The organism is Cryobacterium breve (assembly GCF_004402375.1).
GTDB lineage: Bacteria > Actinomycetota > Actinomycetes > Actinomycetales > Microbacteriaceae > Cryobacterium > Cryobacterium breve.
In genome coordinates this window covers 22,640-36,579 of sequence record NZ_SOGJ01000020.1, presented here as the reverse complement: position 1 = coordinate 36,579, position 13,940 = coordinate 22,640, and the positions used below count along the sequence as shown (strand labels likewise).

The 13,940-nt window shown below is 65.4% G+C and carries 10 protein-coding genes; 7 read left to right on the top strand and 3 right to left on the bottom strand.

The window, feature by feature from the left end:
• The first annotated feature begins 22 nt into the window (after positions 1–22).
• The 5 genes from recQ (at position 23) to E3O65_RS07695 (ending at position 8,454) form a co-directional block, all read left to right on the top strand.
• The gene (gene recQ, locus E3O65_RS07715) at positions 23–1,936 is read left to right on the top strand and encodes a DNA helicase RecQ (RefSeq protein WP_134363188.1); all 1,914 of its coding nucleotides are present in this window, start codon (positions 23–25) and stop codon (positions 1,934–1,936) included.
• A 55-nt stretch (positions 1,937–1,991) separates the two neighbouring features.
• Positions 1,992–2,660, top strand: coding sequence for a class I SAM-dependent methyltransferase (locus E3O65_RS07710; RefSeq protein ID WP_134363165.1), 669 nt, complete (start codon positions 1,992–1,994; stop codon positions 2,658–2,660).
• A gap of 301 nt (positions 2,661–2,961) precedes the next feature.
• Positions 2,962–5,118: an acyl-CoA dehydrogenase family protein gene (locus tag E3O65_RS07705; protein WP_134363164.1), complete on the top strand. Its 2,157-nt coding sequence runs from the start codon at positions 2,962–2,964 to the stop codon at positions 5,116–5,118.
• A 121-nt stretch (positions 5,119–5,239) separates the two neighbouring features.
• The gene (gene pip / locus E3O65_RS07700; protein ID WP_134363163.1) at positions 5,240–6,196 is read left to right on the top strand and encodes a prolyl aminopeptidase; all 957 of its coding nucleotides are present in this window, start codon (positions 5,240–5,242) and stop codon (positions 6,194–6,196) included.
• Between the two features lie 233 nt (positions 6,197–6,429).
• A complete protein-coding gene (locus E3O65_RS07695) occupies positions 6,430–8,454 on the top strand; it encodes a glycoside hydrolase family 71 protein (RefSeq protein ID WP_241985727.1) in 2,025 nt (674 codons plus the stop codon).
• Between the two features lie 91 nt (positions 8,455–8,545).
• On the opposite strand, the gene E3O65_RS07690 is transcribed toward E3O65_RS07695, so the two are convergent.
• Complete coding sequence (locus E3O65_RS07690; protein ID WP_134363161.1) at positions 8,546–9,964, bottom strand: tyrosine-protein kinase domain-containing protein; 1,419 nt, start codon at positions 9,962–9,964, stop codon at positions 8,546–8,548.
• Positions 9,965–10,084: 120 nt separating this feature from the next.
• On the opposite strand from E3O65_RS07690, the gene E3O65_RS07685 reads away from it, so the two are divergent.
• Together E3O65_RS07685 and E3O65_RS07680 are read left to right on the top strand one after the other, a co-directional pair.
• A complete protein-coding gene (locus E3O65_RS07685) occupies positions 10,085–10,810 on the top strand; it encodes an SGNH/GDSL hydrolase family protein (RefSeq protein WP_134363160.1) in 726 nt (241 codons plus the stop codon).
• The gene (locus tag E3O65_RS07680; RefSeq protein ID WP_134363159.1) at positions 10,807–12,321 is read left to right on the top strand and encodes a hypothetical protein; all 1,515 of its coding nucleotides are present in this window, start codon (positions 10,807–10,809) and stop codon (positions 12,319–12,321) included. The genes E3O65_RS07685 and E3O65_RS07680 overlap by 4 nt, the downstream gene beginning before the upstream one ends.
• On the opposite strand, the gene E3O65_RS07675 is transcribed toward E3O65_RS07680, so the two are convergent.
• Together E3O65_RS07675 and E3O65_RS07670 are read right to left on the bottom strand one after the other, a co-directional pair.
• Positions 12,260–13,348 (bottom strand): glycosyltransferase, encoded by a 1,089-nt coding sequence (locus E3O65_RS07675; protein WP_241985722.1) that lies wholly within the window; start codon positions 13,346–13,348, stop codon positions 12,260–12,262. The genes E3O65_RS07680 and E3O65_RS07675 overlap by 62 nt on opposite strands.
• 18 nt (positions 13,349–13,366) lie before the next feature.
• Positions 13,367–13,789, bottom strand: a complete 423-nt coding sequence (locus E3O65_RS07670) for an LbetaH domain-containing protein (RefSeq protein WP_241988658.1) — start codon at positions 13,787–13,789, stop codon at positions 13,367–13,369.
• Positions 13,790–13,940: the final 151 nt, after the last annotated feature.

Genomic DNA, 13,940 nt, shown 5'->3' with positions numbered 1-13,940 from the left:
CGACGGCTATGCCGGCGGAGCCATGGCGTGGGAGCCCGCGGCAGGCGAGGCCGGCCGCGCCGGTGCCTCCGCTCTGCGCACGCCCGTGGCCCCGGCCCGCCGTGCCACCGCCAAGTTCGCCACCGCCGCAGAGGCCCTGCGCACGGTCTTCGGCTACGAATCCTTCCGCGGCGAACAGGCCGCCATCATCGACCAGGTCATCGGCGGCAACGACGCGGTCGTGCTGATGCCCACCGGCGGCGGCAAGAGCCTCTGCTACCAGATCCCCTCGCTCGTGCGGGAGGGCACCGGCATCGTCATCTCGCCTCTGATCGCCCTCATGCAAGACCAGGTCGACGCGCTCACCGCAGTGGGCGTGCGCGCCGCGTTCCTCAACTCCAGTCAGGACTCCGCCGCCCGCGGCCAGGTCGAGCGCGACTACCTCGCCGGCAACCTCGACCTGCTCTACGTGGCTCCCGAACGGCTCTCCAACGAGGCCACCAAGCGCTTCCTCGACCGGGGCACCATCGCCCTGTTCGCCATCGACGAGGCCCACTGCGTGTCGCAGTGGGGGCACGACTTCCGGCCCGACTACCTGGCCCTGTCCGAGTTGGCCGACCGCTGGCCCGACGTGCCCCGCATCGCCCTCACCGCCACGGCCACCGACGCCACCCACAAAGAGATCACCACCCGCCTGCAGATGGGTGACGCCCGGCACTTCGTCGCCAGCTTCGACCGGCCCAACATTCAGTACCGCATCGTCGGCAAGGCCGAGCCGCGCAAGCAGCTGCTGGCCTTCATCACGGCGGAGCACCCCACGGATGCCGGCATCGTCTACGCCCTCAGCCGGAAGACCGTCGAGGCGACCGCCGACTTCCTGCGCCAGAACGGGCTGAACGCGCTTCCCTACCACGCGGGCCTCGACCAAGGCCTGCGCGCCCGCACGCAGTCCCGGTTCCTCCGCGAGGAGGGCGTCATCATCGTCGCCACGATCGCGTTCGGCATGGGCATCGACAAACCGGATGTCCGCTTCGTCGCCCACATCGACCTGCCCAAGTCCGTCGAAGGCTACTACCAGGAGACCGGCCGTGCCGGCCGCGACGGTCTGCCCTCTACAGGCTGGCTCACCTACGGTCTCCAAGACGTCGTACAGCAACGCCGAATGATCGACGAGTCGCCCGGTGACCTAAGCCACCGGCGCAAGCTCTCCGCCCACCTCGACGCCATGCTCGCGCTCTGCGAGACCGTCAGCTGCCGCCGGGTGAACCTGCTGCGCTACTTCGGCCAGGCAAGCGAGCCCTGCGGTAACTGCGACACCTGCCTCGAGCCGCCCGTCGGCTGGGACGGCACCGTCCCTGCCCAGAAACTCCTCTCCACCGTGGTGCGCCTGCTGCGCGAGCGCAACCAACGGTTCGGCGCCGGCCAGCTCGTCGACATCCTGCGCGGCAAGGTCACCCCGCGCACCACCCAGCACGGCCACGACCAGTTGGCCACCTGGGGCATCGGCGCCGACCTCAGCGACCAGCAGTGGCGGGGCGTCGTGCGGCAGCTGCTGGCCCAGGGCTTCCTGGCCACCTCCGGTGAATACGGCACCCTGGTGCTGACGGATGCCGCCGCGGAGGTTCTCGCAGGCCGCCGCACCGTCGAGCTTCGCACCGAACCCGAACGAGCCGCCCGTCCCGCTGTCGGAGCCCGCAAGAGCGCCGCGAAGGCCGCGGCGGCCGATCTCAGTCCCGAGCAGGAGACGCTGTTCGAGGCCCTCCGGGTCTGGCGGTCGGCCCAGTCGAAGGAACAGGGCGTGCCGGCGTACATCATCTTCGGAGACGCGACCCTGCTGGCGATCGCCGCCACGAAGCCGGCCACCCTGGCCGACCTTGACGGTATCTCCGGCGTCGGTGCCAAGAAGCTCGACGCCTACGGCTCCGCCCTGCTCGAGGTCGTCGCCGCTGGAACCTGACCCACGCCCGGTGCGGGACGGGGTAGACGTGCGCGGGACCAGATAGAACTAAGTCATGGACTGGACCGAGTACTTCGACACGCAGGCCGGCCGTCGCCCACGTTCAGTGCTGCTGCGGTCCCTCGACCTGCGGGCCGGCACGTCTTTCGACCTCGCCGCTGCGGTGCCAGGGGCCTCTGACCCTGACCCCGGCGGCCCGACTCCCACGCCTGCCTCCCCGCCCGGCACGGCTGTCGACCTCGGCTGCGGCGAGGGCACCGAGACCCGGCATCTGCTCGCGGCCGGCTGGACCGTGCACGCGTTCGACGCCGATCCGGGTTCCGAGTTCCGCGTCAGGCAGGGCCTCGGGCGGGCCGATCAGGCCCGCCTGACCTTCCACCGGTTCCGCTTCGAGGATCTCCCCGAACTGCCCGCAGCGGACCTCGTCTATGCGGGGTTCTCGCTGCCCTTCTGTGACCCGGCGGTCTTTCCCGAACTCTGGGACGGCATCCGTAAATCATTGAATCCCGGTGCCTGGTTCGCCGGGGAGTTCTTCGGCCCCCACGACGACTGGGCCGGCCGCGCAGACATGAACTTTCACGACCGTGGCCAGGTCGCCGCGCTCTTGGCCGGTCTGCACGTCGTCAGCCTGGTCGAAGAGGACCGTCCCGGACAGTCCGCGTTCGGGCCCCGCCACTGGCACCTCTTTCACGTGATCGCCCGCACCCCCGACGCCCCTGCCTAACCAATTCGACGGAGATCTGGAGTTGAAACCACGCTTTGGGTCTATTTAGAGGGCTTCTCTGGCAAAATCTCCGTCGAATTCGTTCGGGGCGGCGCTCCGGCTTCGGCGGTGCTCCGGCACCGGCGGTGCCCGTTTGTGGGTAACGGTACCGCCGGACGCGCTACCGCTGTGGAATCCTACAAGGCGGATGCCGGGCGACGCATGCTTTGTTGTAGGCCCGTCACGCACTATTTCTCCACCCCGGAAGTGCCCCCTAGCGTGTAAGAAAATTTCGAGTTCGCGCGAAGACGAAGGACCAATGATGGTTGACACTGCCCAGCGCTCCAACAGCAAGAAACCTGCCAGCACCCCAGGCAGGACCTCCGCCAAGAAGAACACGACCTCCGCCGTCACGGCTCCCGTGGCGCCCGGCGTCGACACCGGCCCGGTTATGCTCGCCGGCCAAGCCGGCGCCCCCCGGGTGAACACTGAATCGCTGGGCCGCCAGCTGCTCGGTACCTGGGCCGATGTGCGTCTGCGCGCCCGAGAGCTCACGGCCCGGCCCGAACTGCAGCGCATCGAGGGCCAGTCCATGGCCGAGCATCGCGAGCGTGTGCTCGGCCAGCTGCGCATCCTTGCCGAGAACGGGCACGTGCACCGTGCGTTCCCGGAGGAACTCGGCGGCGCCGACGATCACGGTGGAAACATCGCCGGGTTCGAGGAACTCGTCACGGCCGACCCAAGCCTGCAGATCAAGGCGGGCGTGCAGTGGGGCCTGTTCGGCGCGGCCGTGCTGCACCTCGGCACCAAGAAGCACCACGACGCCTACCTGCCCGGCATCATGACCATGCAGGTCCCCGGCGTCTTCGCGATGACCGAGACGGGCCACGGTTCGGATGTCGCGGCCATCGGCACGACGGCGACGTACGACCCGGCCACGGCGGAATTCGTCATAGACACCCCGTTCCGCGCGGCGTGGAAGGACTATCTCGGCAACGCCGCGAAAGATGGCATCGCCGCTGTGCTCTTCGCCCAGCTGATCACCGCGGGCGTCAACCACGGTGTGCACGCCTTCTGGCTGCCGATCCGTGACGAGTCCGGGGCGTTCCTGCCCGGGATCGGCGGCGAGGACGACGGCCTCAAGGGCGGGCTGAACGGCATCGACAACGGCCGGCTCCACTTCGACGGGGTGCGCATCCCGCGCGAGAATCTGCTGAACCGCTACGGCGACGTCGCCGAGGACGGCACCTACGCCAGCCCGATCTCCAGCCCCGGCCGCCGCTTCTTCACCATGCTCGGCACCCTCGTGCAGGGTCGCGTTTCGCTCGACGGCGCCGCCACCCAGGCATCCGCGATGGCCCTCACGATCGCGATCACCTACGGCAGCCAGCGCCGCCAGTTCAACGCCGGCAGCGATACCGACGAGGAGGTCATCCTCGACTACCAGCGCCACCAGCGCAGGCTGCTTCCGCGCCTGGCCACGACCTACGCGCATACGTTCGCGCACGACGAATTCCTGGTCAAGTTCGATCAGGTCTTCAGCGGGCAGGCGAACACGGATGCCGACCGGCAAGACCTCGAAACTCTCGCCGCCGCCCTCAAGCCCCTCTCCACCTGGCACGCGCTCGACACCCTGCAGGAGGCCCGCGAGGCCTGCGGAGGCGCCGGATTCCTGGCCGAAAACCGTCTGGTGGGCCTCCGCGCCGACCTGGACGTCTTCGCAACCTTCGAGGGAGACAACAACGTGCTGCTCCAGCTCGTAGCCAAGCGACTGCTCACCGACTACAGCCGCAAGTTCGCCGCGGCCGGCCCGGGCGTGCTCGCCCGCTATGTCGTGCAGCAGGCCGCCGGCCGCGCCTACCACGGTACGGGGCTCCGCACCCTGGGTCAGGCGGTCGCCGACTTCGGATCCACCGCGCGGTCCGTCGGACACCTCCGCGACACTGAGGTGCAACGTGAGCTGCTCACCGACCGGGTCGAGACGATGATCGCCGAGATCGCCGGCAAGCTCCGTTCGGCGGGCAAGCTGGGGCCGAAGGATGCCGCGGCTCTCTTCAACGCCAACCAGGACCAGCTGATCGAGGCGGCCCGCTCCCACGGCGAGCTGTTGCAGTGGGAGGCGTTCACCCGGGCGGTCGAGACCACGCCGGATGCCGGCACGAAGCAGGTCCTGACCTGGCTGCGCGACCTGTTCGGCCTGGGGCTTCTGGAGAAGCACCTCGCCTGGTACCTGATCCACGGACGCCTATCGGCTCAGCGCGCGCAGTCGGTCACGGCGTACATCGACCGCATCCTCACCCGGCTCCGCCCGCACGCGCTCGACCTGGTCGACGCCTTCGGCTACAGCCCGGACCACCTGCGGTCGTCGATCGCCAGCGGTGCCGAGCTGGAACGCCAGAACGAGGCCAGGGACTACTACGCTGCCCAGCGGGCCGACGGCACCGCCCCGCGTGCCGAGAAGGCCCCGGCCAGAAAGTAACCTCTCCCGGTCGAGAATGTCCGTCCCCTGGGTCACTCTCGACCGGAACGGTCACCCTCGTCGTGAACCCGCGGTCCGCTCCGATTCCGCGCGGCCACACCCGGCGAATAGGCTCGGGGGTATGCGCACCTTCTATCCCGAGATCGAACCCTACGAAACCGGACTACTCGACGTCGGTGACGGGCACACCATGTACTGGGAGGCATCCGGCAACCCCGAAGGAAAGCCGGCGGTCTATCTGCATGGAGGACCGGGCGGTGGGTCGAGCCCCAACCAGCGCCGCGTCTTCGACCCGGAGAAGTACCGCATCATCCTCTTCGACCAGCGTGGCTGCGGCCAGAGCACGCCGCACGCGAGCGCGGCCGACGCCGATCTTCGCACCAACACCACCTGGCACCTCGTGGCCGACCTCGAGAAGCTCCGCGAGCACCTCGGTATCGATCGCTGGCTGGTCTGCGGCGGCTCGTGGGGCAGCACCCTCAGCCTCGCCTACGCCGAGAGGCACCCAAACCGGGTCACCGAGCTCGTGCTGCGCGGCATCTTCACGCTGCGGCCGATGGAGCTCGACTGGTTCTACGAGGGCGGCGCCGCGGCGATCTACCCGGACCTCTGGGAGAGCTTCATCGCCCCGGTCCCGGTCGAGGAGCGGGGCCACCTGATCAAGGCCTACGGGCGCCTGCTGCACGACCCCGACCAGTATGTGCGCGAGCGGGCGGGTGTCGCCTGGTCCACCTGGGAATCCTCGACCATCACGCTCCTGCAGCAGCCCGACACCATCGCGCGCTTCACCGAACCGGCGTTCGCGGTGGCTTTTGCCCGGATCGAAAACCACTACTTCTCCAACAAGGGCTGGTTCGAGCCGAATCAGCTCATCCGCGATGCGGAGCGCCTGAAGGACATTCCCGGCGTCATCGTGCAGGGCCGCTACGACATGTGCACCCCGGCATTCACCGCCTGGGACCTGCACCAGAACTGGCCGGAAGCCGATTTCAAACTTATTCCGGATGCCGGCCACTCCTTCGATGAGCCGGGGAATCTGGATGCCATCATCGAGGCCACAGACCGCTTCGCCGGCTGAAACGCGCGACGGGCCCAGTATGCACCGGCCGGGGCTGTCCTCGACAAGGCCACGAATGTGCTGGCACTCCAACGAGACGATTCTCACCGGAGGACCATCCAGGGCGCGTGCAACTCTCGCGATGTTTGATTCTGCGCTTTCGTTCGATAGCATTCGAGTATTGCTCAGGTGACCCCTCTTTGGGGGGTCGCATCCTTTCGCGCTTCTCATCGCGCACAATCCCGAGATGTTGTATGTCTGCTCCCTATTCACACGAAAATTCCCCCAACCGACACACCAATGACAGTCCAGGTCCTGCCAGGCCATGGAGGTGGACAGCCGTCCTTGCGGCGGCGGCACTGGCCCTGTCGGCTTTCATCCCGATTCCCGCGTCAGCGGCAACCTCTACGGCGACTGGAACCGGTACCCCGATCGCGGTGAAAGCGACAGAGGCGACCTGGACCACGATCCGCCAGCCCAACACACCCCAGAACACCACTCCCTACGTGAACGCCACATCGTCGGCTGACAAGACCTTCCTCAAATTCGACACCGCACAATACGCGGGCATGAGCATCGTGTCGGCAACTCTGGACCTGAAAGTTGCCAGTACCACGTCGACTGCGCCCGGAGTTCAGGTCTTCCCGGCTTCCTCCGCCTGGAGTGCATCATCTCTGACTGATTCGAATCGCCCCGTCCACAACAACGTGGAGCTGAGTGGCGCGGCGGTTCAGGCAGTATCCGGAAGGTCCATTTCTGTTCCGCTCTCGGGTCTGACTGACACGGCGCTGTCCGGCTCGACGTCCTTTGAGCTGCGCTACGCCCAGAAATACGTCAGCACCTCGTTCGCCGGCAGGGGAGAGTCGCTCCCCACGTTGCGGCTCGTTCTGGCGCCTTCGATATCGGTGCCCGAGCCGGTTGTCGGATCCGACAAACTGTCATTCGCGGTGCCCGGGTCGAATACCAGCAGCAAGAAGGTGTTTGCACACTACTTTCCCCCGTACCCCATCTCAATCGAGAACAAGGTGCCCTCGTCGGACTACTACGCAAACAACTACCTCACCACCCGGGGTGAGGGAGGAATCCACGCCAACTATGGCGGGTTGTTGCGCGACCGTCCGGAGGGGCGCGCTCCACTTTCGGGTGACTGGAAACTCACTGACATGAAGAAGGAAGTCACCGACGCAGCCGACGCCGGCATCGACGGCTTCACCGTCGACATCATGAGTTTGTCCGGTCTCAACTGGGAGCGAACGCTCGATTTGATGCAGGGCGCGGAGCAGTCCGGCAGAAACTTCACTATCGTCCCGAACCTGGATATGACCGCCAGCGCCGGCAAGGCAGGCATTCCGACCATCGCGGCCAAGCTTGCCGAGCTGTACAAGTCGCCGGCCGCCTATCGGCTCAGCACCGGCGAGATGGTTCTCTCCTCCTTCGCCGCGGAGCGTCAGAACGCGGCTTGGTGGGGCCAGCTGAAATCGACTCTGGAATCGCAGTATGGAATCAAGACGGCGCTCATCGCGGTGTTCCTCGATGCCAATGACGCGAACCTGAAGAGTTTCGCACCGATCAGTTATGCCCTGAGCAACTGGGGGACCCGCACACCGGTCACCATCGCGAACGGTCCAGACTACGCAGCCAAGGCACAGGCGCTCGGCGTGAAATGGATGTCTCCTGTTGCCGTCCAGGACGTGCGCCCGCGGAGCTACCTCTACGACGAAGCCGGCAACACTGAAACCCTCAAGGCTTCCTGGAATCGTGCCTTGAAGAATGGTTCCGACTTGGTACAGCTGGTGACCTGGAATGACTATTCCGAGGGGACATCGTTCGCTCCGTCAGCGGCGCACGGCGACGCTTTCCTGGATATCAACGCGTACTACCTGAGCCAGTTCAAGACGGGATCGGCGCCGACCATCGTCGGAGACTCAATTTATGTGACGCATCGGATTCAGCCCCACGCGGCAACGCCGACTACGGCTCAGAAGCTCATGTCGCCCACGTTGAGCGGAACCTCCATGAAGCCTCGGGACACAGTCGGCGTGCTGACATTCCTCACGGCACCGGCGACAGTGACCGTCTCGATCGGAGGAACGAAGACAACGTTCGAAGCGCCGGCAGGGGAATCCTCCAGGACCTTTCCGCTGGCGCTGGGCACGGTCGGTGCGAGTGCGGCTCGAAACGGGGCGCAGGTAGCTGCCGTCACGTCGCCCTATCAGGTCGTTGCACGTCCTGTCGTCCAGGACCTGCAGTACTACGCCGCGAGCAGCAGAACCAAATAGCCAGCGTCAACAGGACAGAGGTGCCGCCGTCTCGATCACGGGTTGGCGGCACTTCCTCGTTCGGTAGCAGGTGAGGTGGCACCGTCACCGATCAGGGAATGAGCTGCTCTTCTTCGCTGCCGCGGACAAGCTGTTCCTGATGTGACGGCTTCTGCTCCGGGACTGAATCCGGCACGTAATACGAGCCTCGGTGTCTGCCGAGAAGCCGAGCAGGGGCCAGGTTCAGAATCGCACCGAGCACCGGAGTCCCTGCCGCGTTGAGACTCTCGACGGCCTTCCGAAGTTCCCGCGTTTCGACCTTCCCAGACCCGACTACGAGCACCGCCCCGCCGAAATACCGCCCGAGGATTGCCGCGTCAGTCACGGGCAGGAGGGGCGGGCAGTCGATGACAACGATGTCGAATCGGGCGCGGAGCGTGGCGAAGACCTGTTGCGCATGTGTGGAGGAGAGCAGTTCGCTTGGATTGGGCGGAACCGGCCCGGACATCAGGATCTGGAGCCCGTCCGGCCCCCAGGATTGAAGTACGTCGTCCACGATGGCGTCGTGGGCGAGAATTGTCGTCAGGCCGACGGATCCCTCGAGGTCGAAGTAGTTCGCCAGCGACGGTCTCCTCAGGTCCGCTTCGACGAGACACACCATGCTGCCGGAAGCCGCGAGTGTGAGGGCGAGATTCGCTGCGGTGACAGATTTTCCTTCGCCGGGAATGGACGATGTCACCACGAACACCTTGTGTCGCTGATCCGTCTGGAGAAAATGCAGATTCGTTCGGACCTGCTTGAATTCCTCGGCCCGGATGGGGCTGAAGCCCCGTTGCGGCACCAAGGGGTTGTTTGCACTTCCCCGGTCGTAGACGATCGTGCCGAGCAACGTCAGGCCGAGCTGCCTGAGCTGTTCCGCGGTTCTCACTTTCGCGCTCGTCAACTCCCGCAGGACAATGAAGCCGAGCCCGGCAACGAGACCGCCCAGCAACCCGAATGCGAGAGCGATGGATGGGCTCGGCGCTGACGGTGAGGTGGGTGTCGTCGCACTCTGAACGGACTCCAGGCGTAGCGGTGTGGTGCCATCGCTTCTTTTCGGGACTAGACGGATCACAGTGTTGACCAGGCTTGTTGCCACCGCATCGGCAGTGGCGGCGGCGCGATCCGGCGAGGTGTCCGTGACCGCGATCGAGATGAGGGACGTGTTCAGCGGCACGGAGGCGGACACCCGACGGCTGAGTTCGTCGGGAGTGGTGCTCAAGCCCAGCGCGGTGATCACAGGGTCCAACACGATCTGGCGGGTGGCCATGATGCTGTAGTTACGCGCTTGCTGTTGCGAGTAGTTGCTGCCCTGCGCAAGATCGCTGGTGTTGTCGCTACCGATTGCCGAAACAAACAGCTCAGACTCCGCGGAGTATTCAGGCTTGGTGGTCAGCACATAGCCCGACGCGGCCATGATGCCGAGAATCGCGAATGTGGCGAGCGCAATCCATCGTGATCGTAAGAGGTTCCAGAACCCACGTTGATCCACGAGTTCGCCTTTCCCCGTGTCGAGCGGCACCGGAACACCCGGCCAATGGTGAGACTCTATCAATAGCTCATTATCACAGCGACCCACGTAGGGGTGGCATATGCATGCCACTATGGGCAGATGACAGCCCGACTTCGGATTCGGCTTCGGTGGTGGAAGTACCCCGTCGTGGCGGTGCTTGCCGTGGGAGCCCTAGGCCTCGCGCTCCTCGCGTTGCAGCCGGTCGGCCCGGAGGGTTCGGGAGCGCCGAAGACCCCCTACCCCACCATCGCTCCCGCACCGCGCGCACCAACGGCCGTCTTCCTGGGTGGACCAACCACAGCGGGAGCTGGAGCCAGCGGGCCGGCTACGAGATGGTCGACGGTGCTCGCGGCCGCAAAGGGGTGGCAGGAGATCAGCCTCGCGACACAGGGAGGTGACATTGTCTTTGGAGTGACACCTGACAACTGTGGGTCTTCGTCGTGCCCGAGCTACCAGGAGTTGGTGGCCAGGACAGTCGAACTGAATCCCTCCGTCGTGGTGCTGGCGGCAGAGATGGGTGGCAAGAATGTGATTTCTCCTGATGCGGTGGCAACCACCAACGCGGTCTTTGCGGCCTTGCGGGTTGGACTGCCCGACGCCACCCTGATCGTCGTCGGCCCGGCGGCGCCCACGGGCTTGGACGACGCCCGTGCGGTCGAATTGGACTCGGCAGTTCGCGCCGCCGCGGCACGCGTAGGAGCCTCGTTCGTGAGTCTGCTCGAACCGAAGGTACTCGATCCATCATTGGTCGCAGGTGACGGTGTCAGTGTGAATGAGGCAGGCCATGCCGCAATCGCAGCACGTGTGACGACTGCGCTGTCGTGACGGACCCCGGCCGCGGTGCCGAGCTCAGTACGTCGGGGTCCTCGAACAGTTTTCGAACCGTCCTTGGTGTCACCGTCCTCGGCGCAGTCCTCGCCGCTGTCGTGCCGCTGTCCCTCGTGGCTCAGGTACCTGATGTCGGCCGGGGACCGGCGTGGATTCTGACACTGGGCCTCTCCGTGTGGGCAGGCGTGCGGCTCACCCTCATCATCGTTGTCGGTCGACCCATGCTCTTCGACTTCTTCTTCTGGATGTTCGTCTACGTTTTCATGGGGATCGCCCCGACCGTCCAGATCCGCAGTGGTCTCATCTCCCGCACGACTCAGGGGATCGACGCGTCGCTTGAGCTGCCCACGGCCGCTCTGGTCTGTCTCGGTGTCCTCTGCTACGAAATCGGTCGAGTTGTTGCCTACGGGCACGAGCGCACCCAGGGCACGACCGGGCTCCGAACACCTGGAGGTGTCCGCCGGGGGGCGATAACCGGGGTTCGCACCTGGTCGACTCTGGTGCTTGTCGGCGGGGGCTTCGTCCTCAGCCTGTATTTCATCTCCACAGTCGGCGTGGGATCGCTATTCGGCAGCAGGGATCAAGCTTTTGCAGCACGCTCGGCGGCGTGGACCGACCCCGCCGTGCGCTCGATCATGTACGCCGTTGCCATCTATCCGTTGTTGGTGGGTGTCGGTGCGCTCGCCCAGCTGAGGCGCACGGCGGCCCGACCGCTGACAACGGCTTACAGCGGACTGATTGTCGCGGGGGTCGCAGTCTTATTGACTGTGGTGAATCCGGTGAGCAGTGCACGCTACAGCTTGGGCACTGTCCTGTTCGCCCTTGTCGTGTACGCCGGGTCCCTGCTCACTCCGGCGCGTGTTCGAGTGACGTTGACTTCCGCCCTTGTGGGATTGATTTTCCTCTTTCCCCTGGCGGACGCCTTCCGGCGCCCGGAGGTCAACCTGGTGCGCAACGGATTCTTCGAGGAGTATCAGGGGAACCCGGACTACGACGCTTTCTGGCAAGTCGCCAATGCCTTCTCGTACGATCTGGACAGGCTGGTCGAACCGGGTCGCCAAGCGCTGGGCAGCCTGCTTTTCTGGGTACCCCGAAGCGTGTGGCCGGACAAACCCGTGGACACTGGAATTCTGCTCGCTCAATACCGCGGCTACAATTTTCAGAATCTCTCCGCCCCTCTCTGGGCGGAGTTCCTGGTCAACGGCGGCATCCTGGCCCTTGTCGTGGGCTTTATTCTTGTGGGCTATTTCTTGCGCGACATGGACAGTCGGCTTCTTCCCGCATTCCAAGCATCTGGCTATTGGGTCATCGTCGGGGCGATCTTTCCCGTCTACATGACGATTCTCTTGCGCGGTTCGCTCCTCCAGGCGACGGGAGCGGTGGCGGTTGCGCTGGCGTGCCTACTTCTTGTTCGCAAGCCCGGGCGATTGCACGGAGAGGACTCTCTCAGCGATACGCCCTGGCCAGGGCTTCAGCGATCGCCGGCATCCCGAACCGGTCCCGGCTAGCCAGGGCGCCGGCCTGACCCATGCTCCGAGTTAGGGCACCGTCGCGCAGGAGCGCTGCCACAGCGCCGATGAGGGCGTCAAGAGAGTCGTCGACGACAATTCCGCAGCCGATTTCACTGACCGCCGGAGCGAGCCCGCAGCTGTCAGTGATCACCACGGGCACACCGACTGACATGGCCTCAAGAACCGACATCGGATACGGCTCATCGACTGAAGGCAGAACGTACACGGTGGCTCGCGCCAACCGCTCGTTGGTTGCACCTGGTGCCAGGGGTCCCTCCCAGGAGAGTTTGCCCTGAGCATCGGCCTCGTCGATCAGGCGTTGAACCGCTGGCCCCTCTCCCTCATCTGGACCGACCAGCGTGAACAAGACGTGCGGGAATTCCTCCGCGAGCGCAAGCGCCATTTCCACGAAGAGTTGCGGCCGCTTCCGGCGCGCGAGTCGAGCCAGGTAGAGAACCTCCGTGCCCGCAGCGGGGAGGCTGGCGTTCGACGACTGTGGAACACCATTGGCGAGCTGGACCAGGTTGGGGCGTTGGCCTGCAACGGCGCCGAGATCGGTCCGTTCCCGGTCTGTCAGGTAGAACACCGCCTTCGCCCCCCGCAGAGCCGGCCGGGTGATGAACAGGTCAAGTGGAAATGCCAAGGGATTGCGTGAGGGGTCGATCATGCCGTGCGTCTGCATCACGTACGGTATCCGGGCTTTGCGCAACCATCGTGCCGCAGGCAAGGTCACGAGGTCGCGAGCTGCGTGGATGTGCACAATATCGACAGAGCGTGCGGCGTGTTTGAGCCACTGTTGCAGGTCGGGTGCGCACAGTCCGGCAAAACCGATCCCAGGGATGATCGTTCGCGCGGGAAACAGTCGGAGCGGTACTCCGTCAAGTTCGTGCGGAAGGTCCGTGCCAAAACCTCGGGCACCACCGGCCACCACAACCTCATGGCCTGCTTCACGAAGTGCCCTGGCCTGGTTCAACGCAACGCGAACGGGGCCACCGTACTCGCCGTTGGGACTGACGAGCGTCACGATGGAGAGCACACGCATTCAGGTCTGATTCCGGTCGACGGTGAGGTCCGATCGTTCCGCGCGCGGAGCTCGCAGGACCGCGCGGGCCGGCACGTTCCCGGTGACCAGAGCCGTCGCGCCGATCACGCTGTCGTGACCGATGCGGCTGCCCCGGAGAACTGTGGCCCTGGCCGCGATCCAGGCGCCGTCTTCTACGACAATCGGTGCATTGTCGAATTCGAATGTCTGCGAAGTGCGGTCGTGGCTGCCCGTGCACAGCAGCACGCCCTGGGAAATGCACACGTCACTTCCAATGACCACCGGCTCGAGGTTCAGAATCCAAACCTCTTCCCCAATCCACGAGTTGTCGCCGACCACCAGTTTCCATGGCCAATGGATGCGCACGCGATGGCGAATCAAGACGTTGTCACCGACCGTTGCCCCAAAGAGCCGCAGGAGCACAACGCGAAGACGCGGTGGGCACCACCAACGAACCACAACAAGCCCGGATACGAGGAGCCAAGCGACCTGCCAGATCGGGTTTCGTCCACGTTCGTACCCCGCTCCGGAGAATCCGGCCAGGTTCCGGCGGGGGAGACCTGCCGGTTGGGCC